Origin of the sequence: Streptomyces sp. NPDC059679 (assembly GCF_042734105.1) — a bacterium.
Taxonomy (GTDB): domain Bacteria; phylum Actinomycetota; class Actinomycetes; order Streptomycetales; family Streptomycetaceae; genus Streptomyces.
This window is the reverse complement of sequence record NZ_JBHWES010000050.1, coordinates 55186-70009: the sequence shown is the minus strand read 5'-3', so window position 1 is coordinate 70009 and position 14824 is coordinate 55186. Positions and strand designations below refer to the sequence as shown.

At 69.7% G+C, this 14824-nt stretch carries 30 protein-coding genes; 2 read left to right on the top strand and 28 right to left on the bottom strand.

All coding sequences use genetic code 11. The features are described 5' to 3' along the window. Positions 1–125 precede the first annotated feature (125 nt). Entirely contained in the window at positions 126–434 is a 309-nt protein-coding gene (locus tag ACFV2X_RS38310) for a DUF6233 domain-containing protein (protein WP_385625790.1), read from the bottom strand. A gap of 185 nt (positions 435–619) precedes the next feature. On the opposite strand from ACFV2X_RS38310, the gene ACFV2X_RS38305 reads away from it, so the two are divergent. Both ACFV2X_RS38305 and ACFV2X_RS38300 read left to right on the top strand, forming a co-directional pair. Then, complete coding sequence (locus ACFV2X_RS38305) at positions 620–973, top strand: hypothetical protein (protein ID WP_385625789.1); 354 nt, start codon at positions 620–622, stop codon at positions 971–973. Continuing rightward, positions 970–1167 carry a hypothetical protein gene (locus ACFV2X_RS38300; protein WP_385625788.1) on the top strand — a complete coding sequence of 66 codons (198 nt, stop codon included), beginning with the start codon at positions 970–972 and terminating at the stop codon, positions 1165–1167. The genes ACFV2X_RS38305 and ACFV2X_RS38300 overlap by 4 nt, the downstream gene beginning before the upstream one ends. 79 nt (positions 1168–1246) lie before the next feature. Here the strand turns inward: ACFV2X_RS38300 and ACFV2X_RS38295 are convergent, their stop codons facing one another. The 27 genes from ACFV2X_RS38295 to ACFV2X_RS38165 form a co-directional block, all read right to left on the bottom strand. Beyond that, positions 1247–1876 (bottom strand): nuclease-related domain-containing protein, encoded by a 630-nt coding sequence (locus ACFV2X_RS38295; protein WP_385625786.1) that lies wholly within the window; start codon positions 1874–1876, stop codon positions 1247–1249. 34 nt (positions 1877–1910) lie between these two features. After that, positions 1911–2273 carry a hypothetical protein gene (locus tag ACFV2X_RS38290; RefSeq protein ID WP_385625784.1) on the bottom strand — a complete coding sequence of 121 codons (363 nt, stop codon included), beginning with the start codon at positions 2271–2273 and terminating at the stop codon, positions 1911–1913. Continuing rightward, a complete protein-coding gene (locus ACFV2X_RS38285) occupies positions 2270–2740 on the bottom strand; it encodes a hypothetical protein (RefSeq protein ID WP_385625782.1) in 471 nt (156 codons plus the stop codon). Before ACFV2X_RS38285 ends, ACFV2X_RS38290 begins: the two co-directional genes overlap by 4 nt. Before the next feature lie 100 nt (positions 2741–2840). Further along, entirely contained in the window at positions 2841–3170 is a 330-nt protein-coding gene (locus ACFV2X_RS38280) for a LuxR C-terminal-related transcriptional regulator (protein WP_385625781.1), read from the bottom strand. After that, positions 3167–3730: a DUF1643 domain-containing protein gene (locus ACFV2X_RS38275; RefSeq protein WP_385625780.1), complete on the bottom strand. Its 564-nt coding sequence runs from the start codon at positions 3728–3730 to the stop codon at positions 3167–3169. Before ACFV2X_RS38275 ends, ACFV2X_RS38280 begins: the two co-directional genes overlap by 4 nt. A 3-nt stretch (positions 3731–3733) precedes the next feature. After that, positions 3734–4282, bottom strand: coding sequence for a hypothetical protein (locus tag ACFV2X_RS38270; protein ID WP_385625778.1), 549 nt, complete (start codon positions 4280–4282; stop codon positions 3734–3736). A 3-nt stretch (positions 4283–4285) separates the two neighbouring features. After that, complete coding sequence (locus ACFV2X_RS38265) at positions 4286–4675, bottom strand: DUF4326 domain-containing protein (RefSeq protein WP_385625776.1); 390 nt, start codon at positions 4673–4675, stop codon at positions 4286–4288. After that, positions 4675–5064, bottom strand: a complete 390-nt coding sequence (locus ACFV2X_RS38260) for a hypothetical protein (protein WP_385625775.1) — start codon at positions 5062–5064, stop codon at positions 4675–4677. The genes ACFV2X_RS38265 and ACFV2X_RS38260 overlap by 1 nt, the downstream gene beginning before the upstream one ends. Further along, positions 5061–5357 carry a helix-turn-helix domain-containing protein gene (locus tag ACFV2X_RS38255; RefSeq protein ID WP_385625773.1) on the bottom strand — a complete coding sequence of 99 codons (297 nt, stop codon included), beginning with the start codon at positions 5355–5357 and terminating at the stop codon, positions 5061–5063. Before ACFV2X_RS38255 ends, ACFV2X_RS38260 begins: the two co-directional genes overlap by 4 nt. A 104-nt stretch (positions 5358–5461) precedes the next feature. Further along, positions 5462–5974, bottom strand: a complete 513-nt coding sequence (locus ACFV2X_RS38250; protein ID WP_385625772.1) for a hypothetical protein — start codon at positions 5972–5974, stop codon at positions 5462–5464. Positions 5975–5997: 23 nt separating this feature from the next. Beyond that, positions 5998–6510: a DUF3560 domain-containing protein gene (locus tag ACFV2X_RS38245; protein ID WP_385625771.1), complete on the bottom strand. Its 513-nt coding sequence runs from the start codon at positions 6508–6510 to the stop codon at positions 5998–6000. 94 nt (positions 6511–6604) lie between these two features. Then, positions 6605–6793 (bottom strand): hypothetical protein, encoded by a 189-nt coding sequence (locus ACFV2X_RS38240; RefSeq protein WP_385625769.1) that lies wholly within the window; start codon positions 6791–6793, stop codon positions 6605–6607. A gap of 172 nt (positions 6794–6965) precedes the next feature. Further along, positions 6966–7466, bottom strand: a complete 501-nt coding sequence (locus tag ACFV2X_RS38235) for a single-stranded DNA-binding protein (protein ID WP_385625767.1) — start codon at positions 7464–7466, stop codon at positions 6966–6968. Positions 7467–7523: 57 nt separating this feature from the next. After that, on the bottom strand, positions 7524–8309 hold the full coding sequence (locus ACFV2X_RS38230; protein WP_385625766.1) for a hypothetical protein: 786 nt from the start codon (positions 8307–8309) through the stop codon (positions 7524–7526). After that, the gene (locus ACFV2X_RS38225) at positions 8306–8962 is read right to left on the bottom strand and encodes a WhiB family transcriptional regulator (RefSeq protein ID WP_385625765.1); all 657 of its coding nucleotides are present in this window, start codon (positions 8960–8962) and stop codon (positions 8306–8308) included. The genes ACFV2X_RS38230 and ACFV2X_RS38225 overlap by 4 nt, the downstream gene beginning before the upstream one ends. Then, a complete protein-coding gene (locus ACFV2X_RS38220) occupies positions 8959–9561 on the bottom strand; it encodes a hypothetical protein (protein WP_385625764.1) in 603 nt (200 codons plus the stop codon). Before ACFV2X_RS38220 ends, ACFV2X_RS38225 begins: the two co-directional genes overlap by 4 nt. Next, positions 9558–9779 (bottom strand): hypothetical protein, encoded by a 222-nt coding sequence (locus ACFV2X_RS38215; protein WP_385625762.1) that lies wholly within the window; start codon positions 9777–9779, stop codon positions 9558–9560. Before ACFV2X_RS38215 ends, ACFV2X_RS38220 begins: the two co-directional genes overlap by 4 nt. Beyond that, on the bottom strand, positions 9776–10174 hold the full coding sequence (locus ACFV2X_RS38210) for a hypothetical protein (protein WP_385625761.1): 399 nt from the start codon (positions 10172–10174) through the stop codon (positions 9776–9778). The genes ACFV2X_RS38215 and ACFV2X_RS38210 overlap by 4 nt, the downstream gene beginning before the upstream one ends. Positions 10175–10345: 171 nt before the next feature. Next, complete coding sequence (locus ACFV2X_RS38205) at positions 10346–10909, bottom strand: hypothetical protein (RefSeq protein ID WP_385625759.1); 564 nt, start codon at positions 10907–10909, stop codon at positions 10346–10348. 37 nt (positions 10910–10946) lie between these two features. Next, positions 10947–11492 (bottom strand): VUT family protein, encoded by a 546-nt coding sequence (locus tag ACFV2X_RS38200; RefSeq protein WP_385625757.1) that lies wholly within the window; start codon positions 11490–11492, stop codon positions 10947–10949. Continuing rightward, positions 11485–11925 (bottom strand): hypothetical protein, encoded by a 441-nt coding sequence (locus ACFV2X_RS38195; RefSeq protein WP_385625755.1) that lies wholly within the window; start codon positions 11923–11925, stop codon positions 11485–11487. The genes ACFV2X_RS38200 and ACFV2X_RS38195 overlap by 8 nt, the downstream gene beginning before the upstream one ends. Continuing rightward, the gene (locus tag ACFV2X_RS38190) at positions 11922–12452 is read right to left on the bottom strand and encodes a hypothetical protein (RefSeq protein WP_385625754.1); all 531 of its coding nucleotides are present in this window, start codon (positions 12450–12452) and stop codon (positions 11922–11924) included. The genes ACFV2X_RS38195 and ACFV2X_RS38190 overlap by 4 nt, the downstream gene beginning before the upstream one ends. After that, positions 12449–12730 carry a hypothetical protein gene (locus tag ACFV2X_RS38185; protein WP_385625752.1) on the bottom strand — a complete coding sequence of 94 codons (282 nt, stop codon included), beginning with the start codon at positions 12728–12730 and terminating at the stop codon, positions 12449–12451. Before ACFV2X_RS38185 ends, ACFV2X_RS38190 begins: the two co-directional genes overlap by 4 nt. 35 nt (positions 12731–12765) lie before the next feature. After that, complete coding sequence (locus ACFV2X_RS38180) at positions 12766–13218, bottom strand: hypothetical protein (protein WP_385625750.1); 453 nt, start codon at positions 13216–13218, stop codon at positions 12766–12768. A 116-nt stretch (positions 13219–13334) separates the two neighbouring features. Beyond that, entirely contained in the window at positions 13335–13688 is a 354-nt protein-coding gene (locus tag ACFV2X_RS38175) for a hypothetical protein (protein ID WP_385625748.1), read from the bottom strand. 170 nt (positions 13689–13858) lie between these two features. Next, positions 13859–14092: a hypothetical protein gene (locus ACFV2X_RS38170; RefSeq protein WP_385625747.1), complete on the bottom strand. Its 234-nt coding sequence runs from the start codon at positions 14090–14092 to the stop codon at positions 13859–13861. Between the two features lie 95 nt (positions 14093–14187). After that, positions 14188–14736: a hypothetical protein gene (locus tag ACFV2X_RS38165; protein ID WP_385625745.1), complete on the bottom strand. Its 549-nt coding sequence runs from the start codon at positions 14734–14736 to the stop codon at positions 14188–14190. Positions 14737–14824: the final 88 nt, after the last annotated feature.

The following is a 14824-nucleotide window of genomic DNA, read 5'->3' as shown; positions in this document are numbered from 1 at the left end:
TGACCGTAGTGCACAGTTGTGTGGGCCAGTGAGCGATAGGCCTGACAGTGATCGACATGTGACCGATGAGTCGGGTCGCCGCGGTCACCACACCTCCGGCCCGCCGTGCCTTCGGCCAATCGCCCTCAACCCAGCAGCGCCTCATGCGGCTTGCACGCTGGGCACGACTCCACACCCTCCTGCTCCAGCATCGCCACCGCCTCCTCCCGGCCCATGGTCGGCTCGCCCGGCGACCAGCACCCGGCCTGATGCAGCGTTCCCCGCCGCGGCGTCCCGGGCGGGGTCCGGGCCCAGGTCACCCACCAGCCGACACGCCGCCCGGCCGACGGCGGGCCCTCCAGGGCGGCGATACGGGCACGCACGGCCTTCAACTGGAGGTTCAGCCAGGTCTCGAGGGTCCGGAGTCTCGGCAGGTCAGGAGGTAGATCAGTCACGACCATCACCCTAGACAGACCATTTAGGCCCGGCATGTCCGACCTGTCTGCCACACTGGCCAACGAGGCCCCCGCTGCATCCCCCGTCGGCGGGGGCCTCCACGCACACCCCTTGACCCACCCGCTACGCCGGGTGAATGGTGTTTACAGCCACCCCCCACGCCTCCGCAGCGAGGGGAGCAGGCATGCCCGACCCAGAACCACGCTACGACGCCCGCACCGTCGAAGCGCCCGACGGGACCCGCATCACCGTCGCCTACAAACCCGGCACGGACGTCGAGACCATGACAGACGCGGAATTCCTCGCCACGTTCAACCGCGACGCGATGCGCCGAACCGTGACCACGGAGCCGCCCGCGGACAGCCCGCCGCGCTGCCAGGTCACCGACCTCGCCAAAGAACGCCTCCGCCGGCACCCACCGGGCACCCCCTACACCACCAGCGAAATCGCCCCACTCCTCGGCGGCCAGGACGTACAGGAGTGCGCCGAGCGCATCGCTACCCTCCTCAACCTCATCGTCGACCAGCACCTGCGATGACAGGCAAGGCCATGGGTGAGGAACGCGAGATTGTCGAAGACGAGGGCATCACGTACGAGATCCGGCACTTGCCGATGCCCGATGGCAGCGTCGGCTACTTGGCCTGCACACCAGGCGGGTTCGATCACCTGACAGACGAGGAGCTGGTCGCGAAACTCCTCGCGCTCCTCCCTGACCAAGGCGACCAGCCCTGAACACACAAAAGCGGCCCGCCACCCCAGAGGGTGACGGGCCGTAGGCGTACCGCGCGAGGCACACCCGCTCACCGTACGCTCACTCCACATACCTGGGCAGCACCGCCCGCGCCCTCTCCGCCAGGGCCCGCGCCCTGGCCGGGTCGGGGCGGCCGGCGTTCCGGCGCAGCAACTCCACCAGCCTGTCTGCGGGCACCACCGGCACCCCACGCACGATGAACCCGCCGCCCTCGACGGGCGCGTTGTGCACCGCGATGATCGGCGTCACCGCAGTCTCGAGCGCCTGCCCGACGAGCCGCGCCTCGGTCAGCACACCGTCGACCTGCCGGTCCTTGTCGGCATCGCCGTGCACCAGCCGACCGCGCACCAAACGCACCCGGGCCCGATTCCGGGCGTGCCACATCTTCGAATCCGGCATGAACGCCCGACCGGACGGGGCGATGAGGACGTGATCGGCGTTCGCCCGATCCAGGCCCGGTATCCGCCGGTCGTAGAGTCCGTACCAGCCCTCGGCCGCGAGCGGGGCGAGGAGCACGGCCGTACGGCGCTCCCCCACGAGCCCGGCCTCCCACCGGCCCGCCTCCGCCTCAAGACGGGCCCCCTTCCGGTCCATGCCCACCGCGGCCAGGAGACGCCGCTTCAGACCCCGCGGGACCGCCTGAGCACGTAACGCCGCCGCACGGTCCCCGGCCGACGAACCCGCGCTCACTTCGTCTCCTGGGTGGGCTGCTCGACGCTGTTCATCAGCTGCCCCCGGTCAGATGCTTGGCGGTGTGACGCATAGCGGTGATGACCTGGTCGGCGTTCTCGGCGTCGTCGTTCCAGGCGGACACCAGGAGCCCGGGATTCGCGGCGACGGGGCTGGTGTCGCCGGGCTCCGCATTCAGGTCCAGGTAGCGGGCGAGAGCGGCGAGAGCGGCCCGTTCAGCGGCGGATGTCTGCCGGTTGGCGTCGACCGGGGCGATCGTGGCGATGGCGCCCATGGCACAGACGGCGCCGTACTGGTTGCGGAGGCTGCCCTGGTGCCAGCCATGGGTTTCGATGTAGTCGGCGGCCTGGTAGAGGACGCTGGCCGTTGCCTCGGGGTCACTGGTAGGGGCGGTCATCGGTTCGCCTCCAGGACCTCGAGGGCGTGGACCTGCCACAGCACCGTGCCGTGCCCCCGGAACTTGATGGGGCCGGCGTCCCAGCCGCACGAGCAGACCAGCACGGAACCGCCGTGCTCCTTGTCGCGGTGGTCCCGGTAGAACCAGGTCGGCAGGTGCGGGCCGGTGCCGTCCCCGCCCAGGGCCTGGGCGTGCTGGGGGCAGAGGTAGCCGGCGGCCTGGGAGCGCCGCCAACCGTCCGGTTCACGGTCGGGCTCGGCAGCTTGTCCGGTCCAGGCTGCGCGGAGGTCGAACGTGGCGTGGCAGCCGGGGATCGTGCAGTCGCGCAGGTAGCCGCCGCGCAGCATCCAGCCCTGCTCGAGAGTGTCGGTGTACGCGGTGAGGATGGTCATGGCCGTCTCGGCGAGCGCTTCGGCGAGGTGGGTACGGAGCCCTTCGACCGGGCTCAGCTTGCTGGTGCTGGTCATACTCCCCCCAAGGGATGTGACAGTGGGTTACAGATCGCGTGGTTGTACTGGCGGCTATGGGTCTCCGCCTCGCGGCCGGACAAGTTCGATCAAGAAGCCGTTACGCAGAGTTCGCGTACACAGAGGCAGTGCCGCCCGGATCCCTCACGCACGCAATGTCCGACGGCTTCAGCACGCCCCGCACCAAGGCGATGGCCACTGCGTTCGCACGGTCCTTCGCGCCGAGCTTCAGATACAGGCGGCGTAGCGTGCCGTTCACGGAGTCCTTCGTGATGCCGAGGAACCGGGCGATGTGCTCGTTGGTGTTGCCGTTCGCGGCAAGTCGCAGGTGTTCCAGCTCGCGGCGGGTGATGCGGGCGCGGGGATGGGTTGTGGCGCGGCCGTAGTGGGCGGCTGGATGCGGTTCGCCGACCGGCCCCGGGCTGGTCATGCCGGTTCCCCGGTGTACGGGACGAGAGCAGCGGTGCCGGGCAGGTAGAGCGGGTGTCGAGGCTGTCCAGTCGACGTGGTGCCCAGCGCGTGCAGGCGTACCCCAACAACGGTCAGGTCCTGGGTGACGGTGGCCGCCCGGTCGACGGCCCGGCGCTCACCGCCCCACGCCGCAACGACCAGCCCCGCCGTAGAAGCGGCCTGACGGATGAAGACGTCGTTGTGCGGCCCGACCGGATCCGTAGCCTTCCCCAACTCCTGTGGCTTCGTCGCCCGGAGCGCGAACAGGTTGACGACCGCGATACCACCCATGCCGAGCCGACGGGCGAACCCGTTCGTACCGGCCAGCCTGGTTATCGTCGGGTCGTTGGTGCGGTGGTCGGCGGTGGACGGGTTCAGCATGACCACGGTCATCACCGGGCGGCTGGTATCCCAGATGCGGGTCAGCAGGTACCGGTACGTGCGCGGCTCGTCCATGACCGCGGTGGCGAGCATCCCGTCCCACCGGTCGGTCTCCAGAACCAGGCCCTCCGGCAGGACCAGACTGGGCGCGGCGGTCATGGGTCACTTCTCCTTCGTGGTGAGGCTGGTCAGGAACTGATGGACGATCCTGTTGTGCCGGGCGTCCTCGAGCGCGTTGTGCGCCCCATGGGCCTGCTCCGGCAGCACCGGGCTGCCGGCCTGAACCGCGAGGGCCTTCAGATCGAAGAACCAGCGCGGCACCGGCCGCGGCATGAGGCCCCAGTCGTTGCCCCACAGGGAGTGGAGACGGCAGATGTCCTGCCCGCCGTAGTACGCGTACAGGTGCGTGACCTCGGCGTCCGTGTCCGCGAAGTACGCAGCAATGTCGTCGCGGATCGTCTCGAGGTACTTCACGGACGGGTGCTTCCGGTCGAGGAGTTGCGGGTAGCCGTCGGCGCCCCGGTGCGGCAGGGACGGCCACACGTTGTCGACCATCCACGGCACAGCCCTGACGGCGACGACGTCCATGTCGTTGCTGACGGCGTAGTAGTCGCTTCCCTGGTCGTCGGTGAGGCCGATGGAGACGAGTCCGTCGATGCTGGGGTCGGAGGGCAGGAACTCGCAGTCCAGGTAGACGTTGCGGATACGCATGGGTCAGGGCTTCCTCTGGATGTCGGCGGCCGCGAGCTCGAGGAGCACGACGGCATGGCAGTGGTCGGGATCGCCGGGCTCCGGCAGCGGGCAGGGGCACGCCAGGTCCTTGCCGCGCAGCAGCGGCAGGTCGGCGAGGATCCGGCGGCGGTCGAACGTCTTCCTGCCGACGACGAACGTGTCGGGGTACTCCGTGCTGCCTTCGATCCAGGCGCGGAAGTGGGAGACGCAGGCGCGGCGCGGGTTGGAGTAGTCGGCTTCGATGGCGTCCTCGACGCGGAACGGGTTCCCGAACCTGCTGGTCCGGTCGACGATGACGACGCCGTTGGGGTTCGTGCTCGCCTCGGCGAGGCGCCATCCGGGAGTGCGCTTGCGCTGGATCCGGGTGGGCATCAGGCGGCCCTCCCGGCGAACGCGCGGGCCAACTCCACCATCGGGGATACGGCCGACTCGGTCGCCCACAGGCACACCCACACCCCGCCCGTACGCCACACACAGGACACGCGGCCCGGCTCGGAGAAGTCCATGACGGGCTCCTGGTCGCCGTTGCTCCCGCTGGTCCTCGGGCATTCGCTGGCGTCGCTGGCGAACCGGTGCAGAGCCTCATACGCGCCGAGGCCGTACGCCTGGGCGGTGAGCATGGGCTGCCCGGTGGGGGTGCCGGTCAGAGCCCAGACGGTGATCGGAGGGGTGGCGGGCTGGTGGGAGTACCAGGCGCGGGCAGCGTCCCGGCGGGCACGGATCGTGGACGGGGTTTCGGTGAGCGGGGCGGTGCTGGTCATGCTGCTTCGCTTTCGGTGTCGTGGGCGGGCGGTTCGCTGAGTGCGGCCAGGAGCCGGGCGCGGTTCGCGGCGGCCTGCGCCGGGCTGGTGGGCATGCGGGCTGGCCGGTAGTCCCGCACCTGGCCGGTGGGCAGCTCCTCGGCGAGGACCCGGGCCGCGACGTTCAGGGACGCTTCGGCCAGTGCGCGGCGGACTCGGTACGGGGTGGTGCGGTGGCAGTGGAGTTCTTCGGCGATCTGATCGTCGTCGAGCCCGGCGTTGATCAGGGCGACGATGTCGGCACGGACTCGCATGGCGGCCCTCCTCGGGCGTCGGCGCGGAATGGGTGGGCCGCCCGCCCGGCTGCGATCGGTCGGGCGGCCCGTACGTGGTGGGGGGTGGTGCGGTAGGTGCTGCGTCAGGTAGTGGGGACTTCGGTCCACTCGCCGCCCGGGGCGTCCCGGTGGAGAAGCCGGCCCTGCCACGGCCCCCAACCGTGCGTCCCCGTCAGCCGCTTCCGACCCTCGATCCACTCATCGGCCTCCTCCCGCGACTCGAAGGCGTGCGCGTAGGCCGCGTGGTCCCAGTCACCGCCCGGGTGCACTGCCCACAGCAGGTGCGCCTCACGGCGCTCCTTCGCCTCCTGCAAGTGCGACGACCAGATGTCCTCGATCTCCTCGTCGCGGGTCTGCTCCTCCCACTGCTGAAGCGTCGGCCGGTGCTTGCGGTACAGGTCGCGGAGCGCGCCATCGTCCTGGGCCTGCTGCGCAAGCTCGGGCGTCTCGAACCGGGGGGCGTAGTGCTCGGCGGCGTAGTCGTATCCCTCGCTGTCGACCTGCCAGACGAAGCCAAGCAGTTCCAGGAAGTCGTAGCGGGACATGCCGGCCTGCGCGGCGTACTTGTCGGTGGTGTCGGTCTGGACGTCGGTCATGTCGATCCCCTTGCGTTCGGTGTTCAGTCGGTGGGGCTGGTGACGGTCACGCCGTCGCGGGTGCGGCAGATGACCCGGTCGAACTCGCGCTTCGGGTCGTCGAAGCCGCCGCCGGGGCCCTTGAGGGTCAGCGTCTTGGTGTTGACCCGCTTCACTCGGTACGTGTCCGTGCGGGTCCGGAAGGTGCGGACGGTGACGATGTCGCCGGGGCGGAAGTCCGAGCGCTGCCAGGCACGTGTACGGCCTGCGGCTGTGTCCGCGAGGTCGGCTGCTGCCTTCGCCGTGTTGGCCCTGGCTTGCGCTCGCTCCGCGACCTTCCGGGCCTCGATGGCGCGGCGGGTGGCGTTGTCGGCCCGGTCACGGTCGCGGACGGCGGAGCGGTAGGAGTGGTGCCCAACGAGGAGGGGCTGGCCGCCCTCGAAACGCCCGTACATGCCGGAGGCGTGCTCGGACATGTGGTCTGCCTTGGCCTTGAGGTCGTCGGCGCGCTTCTGGAGGTGGTCGGCGAGGCGTCGTTCGGGAGTGGTTTCGGGCATGACTGTTCCTCAGTGAGCCGGTGGTGATGATGGGGGCCGCGCCCCGACGGAGGTGACGGGGCGCGGCCCAGGGCCTGGCTTGGCCAGGGCCGTCTTAGGCGACCTGGACGCGGTAGTCCCGCGGGTCGTAACCGGCGTACGCGTGCTCTGTCGCGTGCTGAGGGGCTACCTCGGTCCGGAGCCGAGTGCTCTCCGCGTCGACCTGCTGGGGGTCGACGACGATCCGGTATCCGGTGGTGACGGCGTCGTAGCCGTTGGGGTCCGTGAGGCGCAGTTCGGGCACTGGATGGCTCCCTTGTTCACTCCGGGCCGCTGACCAGCGGCCCGTTGTCGGCTGTTCCAGCATAGCCTTTATTCACTACATGTGCAATGAATAATCCTGGAGGGGTAGACCACCAGCCCGCGACAAAGGCCCGGCCCCACACGGGACCGGGCCTGCCACCAGCACCTTCCACTCAGAACGGAGGTTCGTCCGGCGCCGCGGAACCACCCCAACCACCGCCACCAGAACCGGCCGGCGCCGAAGTCGCCCACGGATCCCCGCCACCCTGCTGCCCGCGGCCCGCCGCCTGACCCTGCTGACCCTGGCGTCCGCCCGTCTTCGTCACCTTCGCCGTCGCCATCTTCAAACTCGGGCCGATCTCGTCGACTTCCAGCTCAAACACCGTGCGCTTCACGCCCTCACGGTCCTCGTAACTGCGCTGCTTCAGGCGGCCTTGTACGATCACCCGCATCCCTTTGGCCAGGGTCTCAGCGCAGTTCTCGGCGGCCTGCCGCCATACCGAGCACGACAGGAACAGGCTCTCCCCGTCCTCCCACGCGCTGGTGGTCTTGTTGAACGTCCTCGGGGTGGACGCCACCCGAAACTTGGCCACCGCGGCGCCCTGCGCGGTGAATCGAAGATCAACCTCGTCCACGAGGTTCCCGACCACAACGATGCTCGTCTCTCCAGCCATCAGGCTGCTCTCCTTCTCTCGTGATTCCTCAGCCCACCGGCTGACGATCTGAATGCCTCAGCTAGCGATTGCGAAGCCAGGCGTGCCGCCGTTGAACAGCACCCTCGACGCTTCCGATGGGCGCCTCTTCTTCTTTTCGCGGATCGGCCCACCAGCCTGCGGGAAGTACTCCCCGTTCAAGATCGAGGACACCTGCTTGCAGCTCAGACCGACCGACATTGCAATGGCCAGATCGGTCCGCCCTTTCGCCGACTGCTCGCGCATCTCCACCACCTGCGCGGGTGTGACCTTCTGCCCCGACGTGGGCAACAGCTCGACAGGGAACGACTCTCCTCGCTCCTCTGCAGCCTTCCGCTCCCGTTGGATGAACACCTGTGTGGTGCCGCGCTTCACCCCAAACAAGGCGTCGAGTTCCCGGTAGCCCATGCCGCGCCGCAGACCCTCGAGGATCGCCTCGACCTTCTCCGCACGGTTCGACAGTTGCACCGGCCGGCCGCGAAGGAAGTAGTCGACGGCAACCATGTCCACACCGTCCCAGTCATCCTCAACCGCGTCCTCAGACAGCTCCCGCAAGGTGCCCTTGTGCCCCCAGGCCGGAACAATCTGCTGGCCGTGCTCGTTGAAGTCCAACCAGCCCAGCGCGGAACTGATGGGCTGATCCGGGTCCACCAGACCCGCGAGAACCACAACCAGCGCGTCCCGTTGTGCTGGGCTCAGGCGGGCCAGTGCCTGGTGGACGTCCCGGGGCCCACCGTCGCCGTGCACCAGAACGGCCAAGTGCGCAGCGATGGGCAGCAGGTCCTCGGCGAGGTCTGCACGGTCCTCTACGGTCGTGGTGGTCATGACGCCACCGCCAGATCGCCGCGTTCGACGTCCTCCAGCGCGTGCACGGCCTGCCGCATCGTCTCCCTGCTGGTCCCCAGCTCGGTCGCCAGCTGCTTGATAGCGATCCCGCCCGCCCGGCCGCGCCGGATCTCCTCCGCGTACTCCAACGCCTGCTTCAACGTCGACCGTGCACCGACCTCCACGTCCGACACGCGCTTCCCCAGCAGGCGCAACGCCAGCCGCACCGTGCTCTCACCGGCATCACCGACGATCGACCGCACCGGCACGCCCGTGGCCTCCGCCTCCAGCGCCAACAGCCGGGCCTCCTCCGCGTCATACGGACCGAACACGGCCCCCGCCACATAGGTACGCGTCCGCTCCTTCGCCGTCAGACCACCGATCACCGCCGTGCCCCGCGAATCCATCACGGGGCCCTCGATCCGCATCTGCTCGGCCAAGCACTGCGCCAGGACCGGGCAGCGCCGGCACTCCTTCTTGGCGCGGGCCCGCGTGTCCTTGGTGCCGTTGTCGGCATGGTCGCCGTCCCACAACGGCTCGGCCGCGTCGAGGCAGGCTGCGCGGTCGCGCCAGGTGGAGGTCACGGTGACGGGCCGGCGAGGAGAGACGGCGAGAACTATGGTGCGGCGTGTCAGGGCAGTCGGGGCGGTCACGGGGTGGCTCCTGTCAGGTCGGGCCAGACGGCTTTGTCGATGGCGGCCCGGTGGGTCTTGGGCATAGGAGTAATGGGGTGGCCGAGCCAGTCGAGTCCGGCGGCCATGAGGGTGACGGCGTCGGCGGCGTTGTCGTCGCCTTCGGTGGACCATGCAGCGAAACGGCGAGCTACCGCGTCGACCACGGCGCCCTTGCCCGCCTGGCCCTTGCCCGTGGCGTAGAGGCCGCGCTGGTTCGGCGTCAGCAGGCCGACGGGGATGTAGCTGGTGGTGAGGTGTCGGTAGATCTCCCACCAGAACCAGCCGCGTTCGTGGGCGCCGCCTCCACTGCGGGAGGGCGCGGGGAGTTCCATGACGGCAAGGTCAGGACAGCCGATGGCGGTGGTGACCTGGTCGAGGAGGTCGCGCATGGCGGCGAGCCGTTCGGCGTGCGGGAGCTGGGTGATACCGGGGTCCTTCGAGCGGGGCCGCTTGTAGCCGATCACCTCGCACCATCCGCGGCTGCTGGCGATGCCGGTCGCTGTGAGGCTGGTGTCGAGGCCGATGACGGTAGGAGCGTCGGTCTTCGGGATGGCCGGTTCGGGGGCGGTGAGAGTCATTGGGCGTACTCCGTGAGGTGGATGGGGCCGTGGGGGCCGGTTCGGAGGTAGGTGGCGTGGCCGGGTCGGTGGCCTATGTGGACGGCGAGGCACCAGTCGCAGCGGTATGCGCGCATGTCGGGGCCGCCTTCGCCGCGTATCTGCCGTGCCCGGCGTCGGCCGGCGCGGCGGGAGGGGAACGCGGTCTTGCCGAGGCAGGAGACCTCGAAGTCGTTCACGGCAGCGTCGCCGGAATCTGGTCGGGCTCGAACGGGGTGAGCATCCGTACGCCCTCGTACTCGCCGCGGGGCAGCAGGGTGAGTTGTCCGGGCGGGTCGGGGATCGGCCGGGGCTCGCCGCCGGGGCCGTCGTCCTCGTCGCGGAACTCGATGCAGTGGTAGTCCGCGTGGATCGCCTGCTCTTTGGTCTCGCACAGCCACTGGATGGGCGTCTTGTCCATGAGGGCGACGAGGATGAGAGGGCATCCCTGTCCGTCGTTGCCTTGGCGGGCGGGCTTGTCGTGGATGCAGCGGTCGCACCAGTTCGCCATCCAGCTGTAGCCCTGGCTGCTGTTGGAGAACGGCGCCCCGTCGCGTGCTTCCTCGAAGAGCTTGTCGTAGTCGTCGGGGGTCACTGGGTTCCTCCTTCGCGTGGTGCTGGTAGGCCGAGGTGTTCGGCGAGGGCTCGGCGGGTGTGTAAGTCGTGGGTGGGGTCGTTGATGAAGGCGACAGCCGGGATCGGAGGCCGCGTGACTGCTGGAGTTCGTTCTCGGCGGCGCGGAGTGCGGCCTGGTACTGCTGGTTGGTCACCCGGGTGCTCCGAACAGGCATGGTGCGAGGTGGATCTCGCGGAGCCAGGAGAGGAGTTGGGGCAGGTTCTGCTGGGGGCCGAAGGCGAGGTACGTGCCGTCAGCGGTGTCGCAGCCGTAGACCTCGGCGATGCGGAGGCGTTGGCGGGAGTTGACTCGGCCCATGTGGACTTTGAGGCCGCGGGTGGTTGCTTCTTCGGCGAGGCGCTGTGCGGTGGGGCCGATCTTCCATTCGGTGGATCCGGCCAGGAACAGGACGTCGAACTCGCCCCAGGGGATGAGGTCGTCCTCGCATCCGTCTTGTGCGGCGAACGCTGCGGGGATGCCGAGCTCGCGGATCTTTGACAGCCAGGGCCTGGATTCGGCGAGCGTACTGGCCGCGTCGAACGGGACGTCGGGGGCGACGGCCCACAGGCACCGGTCGGCGCCGTAGCGGTCGACGGTTCGGGTCAGCCAGTCGTACCAGGCGTCGGCGCCGGGCCAGCCTTTGCCGAACTTGCCGTTGTCGCAGGCGTACAGGGCGCCGTCGGGTATCCGGTTGCCTTGTGCGGGGGTCGTCATGCAGCCCAGGAGTCCGGCTTGCATGGCGGCCCGGACGTCAGGCCCGGAGGGTGTCGCGAGATAGAGCATGGCGGGCCTGCCGGACTGTGATGACAGCGGCGACGGGGAGAAGGGTGGCCCAGGCGAGCTTCCCGGCGAGTTGGCCGCCGACGGTTCGGGTGGTGACGGGGAAGTGGGCGAGGGCGAGGAACAGCAGCGTGTCGACGATGGCGCCGATGACGTTGGAGGCGAGGACGGCTCGGGCCCATCCGCGGGCGCGGAGTGGGGTGTAGATGGCCATGTCGGCGCATTCGGCGGCGAGGAACGCGGTGGCGGAGGCGATGGCCAGGGTGGGGCTGGTGGCCCAGGTGAGGATCGCTCCCAGGGTGATGCCGGTGAGGACCCAGGCTTTGCCGAGGGTGTCCTGGACGGTGTCGCGGAGGAGGAGGGCGGCGCCTGCGGCGAAGGTTCCGGCGGTTGTGATGAGGCCGAAGCCGACGTTGACCATGCCGTATCGGGTGGTCAGCCAGTTCGCGGCGGTGATGGCGGAGGCGTATCCGGTCACAGCAATGGCGCCGGTCAGGGTGCGGGTGCGGTTATTCATGGGGGTGCTCCATGGGCTGGTCGGCGGCCGGGCGGCCCGAGGTGTGGGTGCGGCAGGCCGCGGTGTCGGCGTGGAAGGCGTCCAGCTGGCCCCGGTCGGCTACGTGCTGGGCGTGGCCCCAGCCGTGGCGGCAGTGCTGGTAGGCGGTGAGGCCCCAGTCGGGGGTGTAGGTGAGGCGAGTGCCGTCGGGGAGGACCGTGGTGGCTTGGCCGTCGCTCATGCCGGTCCAGTGGTCGTAGGGGGCGTGGATGCCTGCGGCGCCGGTGTGGAAGGTGGCGGTGGCGGCGGCTTCGCGGAGGGACCGGTAGAGGTCCGATCGGGGCCGCGGGGTCGAGCCGGCCGGGGGCTTGACGACGCTGAGGCGGGGGCGGGCGGGCGCCGCCGTGGCGGCGGCGCCCTTCTGCTCGGCGCTGGGGCGCGCCTTGGCGGTCACCGGACAGCTCCCTCGTCGGCGGTACTGGATACGGTCACGGCAGTGACGACGTAGTCCCTCACGTCCGGGAACGGGTCGGCCGGAGTCGAGATGTTGAGCACTTCGGCGCCGTCCACGCCGACCCAGTTGAAGATGACGTCCGGGACGAGCGTCATCTCGGCGCGCAGTTCGGCGATGCATCGAGCTTGGGCCTGCTCGCGCGTGCGGTAGTGGCCGAGGGTGGAAGCTCGGTCTCCGACCACGTGCCGGGCTCGGTAGACGGTCAGCGGGCCGTGTTCCAGCTCGGCGAGCTTGGCCAGCAGGAGCGGCACGGCGCGGGCCAACTGCGCCCCGGTATCGGCGGTGCTGCCGACCTCGTCGTCGGGCTCGGCGGACCGGTCGCCCCAGGTGCGGACGATCGACTGCGCGCACAGGGCGAGCTCCGTCGGGGTGGGGGCCACATCCAGCCCAGCGGCGCGGGCGGCTTCCTGCGTGCAGATCGGGGTCTCGCGCTCCGGGGACAGCGGGGTGGGGTTCGGCGTGATCACCGGATGGCCTCCGGGTTCGGCTCGACGTGGGCGTAGGCGAGTTCGGTCTCGGCGCCGATGGTGAGGGGGGTCTGCATGCGGAAGGACGCGACCTGGGCGGCGTAGCCGGCGACGTAGTTCCAGTAGGGGCCGGTGGCGGCGTCGATGAGCCAGTCCAGGCGGGTTTCCATCTCGGGCAGGGTGGCGCCGGCGTGGATTTCGTCGTAGGCGTCGGCCTTTCCGTTGTAGAAGGTGTCGGGGAGGTCGCCCGGTGTGGCGGTGACGATGGGCATGGTCATGGCGTGGGGCTCCGTTCGGGACGTGGGGCGGCTGATCAGGCGGCGTTCGCGTGCGGGGCCGACTGGCTGTCGAGGGCGTCGGCGGTGCGGAGGATGCGGCCGATGACCTCGTCGGCGGTGGGCGGTGTCTTCTCGCCGACGGCCCTCGTGGAGGCCCAGTTGGAGACGTGCTCGATGCGGTTCGGTACCTCCACGCCTCGGTCGAGCTGGTCCATGGACGGCTCGCTGTCGAGGGCGTCGGAGATGGCACGGATGGCCTGCATGGCGGGGGCGGAGCACTCGATGAGTCGGATGGAGGCGAGCTCGTCCCGCTGGAACTCGGCGGGGCCCTTGCCGGTGGCGGCCACGTAGATAGCGGCGCACACGTCCAGGGGTCCGTCGAGGCTGCTGAAGCCCACGCTCGGGCCAGCGAACTGGCTGCCGGTGTGGAGTCCTTGGCGGGTGAGGATACGGGCGGTTTCGCGGAGGATGTGGGCGGTGCTGGGCATGGCGGTCTCCCGGGTTGGCGTGCGGGGTGGTGTGCTGTGGTTGGTGGGTCCGGCCGCCGGGAGGTGGGCGGTGGGGGTCCGCGGTGCTCGACCGGGGGCCGGACCGTCGCGACGCGCTATTCGGCGTCGCGGCCTGGGTGGCGGTCGGCGCAGCCGGGGCACTGGGGGACCTCGCGGACGCCGTCTGTGTAGGTCCAGGCGTCGGGGTCGTCGGCGTCGTAGAGGACGTCGCAGTAGCAGCTGGTGCAGGCGCAGCGGGCGAGTTCGTGGTTCCGGGGTTCGCGGATCCCGGAGGCGGTGATCGCGGTGGTCATGTGGTCGAAGTACACGTCGTTGTCGGGTGCTCGGAGGGCTGCTTCGAGGGCGTTCTCAACGGTCTGACGGATGTGCTCGGGGAGCGTGGTGAGGTCGATCTCGGCGGGCTGCTTGGTGGTCTGGCTGGGGATGCGGGCAGCGCTGATCACGCTCATGAGAGCTCCAAAGGAAGTACTCCGGGCGGCTGTTGGGCCGTCCCGTTGTCGGCTCTTCGAGCATACCGTTCATTCACTACATGCGCAATGAATAATCCAATTGGGCATGAAGACAGCCCCGCCCCAAGTGGGGCGAGGCCAAGTCTCCGCAGGTCAACCCGGGCGGGCCGTCAGGACTTCCGGCACTCCCGCGCAGCCCAACGCCGTTGCGCAACGAGCACATCGCTGAAGTGCACGTAGTCCGCCTTGCCGATCCTCTTGCGGGGAATCCGGTAGTAGGCGATCAACCGCTTCAGCGTCGAGTGCGACAACGGGTACGGACTCTTCCGCAACAGGGCCGTCACGGCCTTCAAGGTCACGAGGTCATCCTGTGCGGGCATGGGGGACGGTATGTGTGCAGCCACGATCAGCTCCTGGACGTGGCCGACGGTCGCAGCTCCGACCGGCCGAGGCGTTTCGAGTGGGACAGGTGGTGATGGTGAGACCCGCGAAGGGCGGGTCAGGTTGCGGCCTTTCGGGCGGCGTATTTGACGTCCACGTAGTGCTCGGCGATCTGCTGCAGCGTCCATAGGCTGGGGCGGCCGAGCTGGTCAGCGCAGTAGCGGTTCACGCACGCGGCCTGGTCCTCGCCGTAACGCCAGAACAGGGACCAGCAGGTGCAGCCGGGGCACTCCTCGTAGCGGATGACGTCCTTGTCGCCCATGGCAATGGCGTGCTCGAGGGCCTGCCGGTGGATGATGGCGTCGCGGACCATCTGCCGGTCGACGTCCAGGTGGGGGGTGAGCTTCACCATCCAGCCGTAGATGCCCTCCGCGGTGGCCGGCGGAGGGTCGGCGTCGGGGACGACTTCGCGGGTGTAGTCGACGATCTCGCGGGTGGACTTCGTCAGGTGGTCGAGGATGTCGAGGTTGATGGGCTCGCGCGGCGCCGTGGTTGGGGTCCTGCGCCCAGCTGCCGCGCGGCGAGTTGCGCGGGGGGTGGTGAATTCCGCTGCGAGGAGGCGGAGGCGCGCTCTGGCGACGGCTGCATCCGTCTCTTGTTCACCCATGGGTACCCCATTCCATCGGCGGCCCGGTGGACGCGGAGCGTAGCCGTGGGGTGCTATGGGGCGCGCGCCGGGCCGGAGGTCGTCACTC

Bases quoted from the DNA above. Each gene is read 5' to 3' on its own strand.
- ACFV2X_RS38305 (WP_385625789.1), top strand. From the start codon at position 620: ATGCCCGACCCAGAACCACGCTACGACGCCCGCACCGTCGAAGCGCCC.
- ACFV2X_RS38300 (WP_385625788.1), top strand. From the start codon at position 970: ATGACAGGCAAGGCCATGGGTGAGGAACGCGAGATTGTCGAAGACGAG.
- ACFV2X_RS38290 (WP_385625784.1), bottom strand. From the start codon at position 2,273: ATGACCGCCCCTACCAGTGACCCCGAGGCAACGGCCAGCGTCCTCTAC.
- ACFV2X_RS38285 (WP_385625782.1), bottom strand. From the start codon at position 2,740: ATGACCAGCACCAGCAAGCTGAGCCCGGTCGAAGGGCTCCGTACCCAC.
- ACFV2X_RS38280 (WP_385625781.1), bottom strand. From the start codon at position 3,170: ATGACCAGCCCGGGGCCGGTCGGCGAACCGCATCCAGCCGCCCACTAC.
- ACFV2X_RS38275 (WP_385625780.1), bottom strand. From the start codon at position 3,730: ATGACCGCCGCGCCCAGTCTGGTCCTGCCGGAGGGCCTGGTTCTGGAG.
- ACFV2X_RS38270 (WP_385625778.1), bottom strand. From the start codon at position 4,282: ATGCGTATCCGCAACGTCTACCTGGACTGCGAGTTCCTGCCCTCCGAC.
- ACFV2X_RS38265 (WP_385625776.1), bottom strand. From the start codon at position 4,675: ATGCCCACCCGGATCCAGCGCAAGCGCACTCCCGGATGGCGCCTCGCC.
- ACFV2X_RS38260 (WP_385625775.1), bottom strand. From the start codon at position 5,064: ATGACCAGCACCGCCCCGCTCACCGAAACCCCGTCCACGATCCGTGCC.
- ACFV2X_RS38255 (WP_385625773.1), bottom strand. From the start codon at position 5,357: ATGCGAGTCCGTGCCGACATCGTCGCCCTGATCAACGCCGGGCTCGAC.
- ACFV2X_RS38250 (WP_385625772.1), bottom strand. From the start codon at position 5,974: ATGACCGACGTCCAGACCGACACCACCGACAAGTACGCCGCGCAGGCC.
- ACFV2X_RS38245 (WP_385625771.1), bottom strand. From the start codon at position 6,510: ATGCCCGAAACCACTCCCGAACGACGCCTCGCCGACCACCTCCAGAAG.
- ACFV2X_RS38235 (WP_385625767.1), bottom strand. From the start codon at position 7,466: ATGGCTGGAGAGACGAGCATCGTTGTGGTCGGGAACCTCGTGGACGAG.
- ACFV2X_RS38230 (WP_385625766.1), bottom strand. From the start codon at position 8,309: ATGACCACCACGACCGTAGAGGACCGTGCAGACCTCGCCGAGGACCTG.
- ACFV2X_RS38220 (WP_385625764.1), bottom strand. From the start codon at position 9,561: ATGACTCTCACCGCCCCCGAACCGGCCATCCCGAAGACCGACGCTCCT.
- ACFV2X_RS38205 (WP_385625759.1), bottom strand. From the start codon at position 10,909: ATGACGACCCCCGCACAAGGCAACCGGATACCCGACGGCGCCCTGTAC.
- ACFV2X_RS38200 (WP_385625757.1), bottom strand. From the start codon at position 11,492: ATGAATAACCGCACCCGCACCCTGACCGGCGCCATTGCTGTGACCGGA.
- ACFV2X_RS38185 (WP_385625752.1), bottom strand. From the start codon at position 12,730: ATGACCATGCCCATCGTCACCGCCACACCGGGCGACCTCCCCGACACC.
- ACFV2X_RS38180 (WP_385625750.1), bottom strand. From the start codon at position 13,218: ATGCCCAGCACCGCCCACATCCTCCGCGAAACCGCCCGTATCCTCACC.
- ACFV2X_RS38175 (WP_385625748.1), bottom strand. From the start codon at position 13,688: ATGAGCGTGATCAGCGCTGCCCGCATCCCCAGCCAGACCACCAAGCAG.
- ACFV2X_RS38165 (WP_385625745.1), bottom strand. From the start codon at position 14,736: ATGGGTGAACAAGAGACGGATGCAGCCGTCGCCAGAGCGCGCCTCCGC.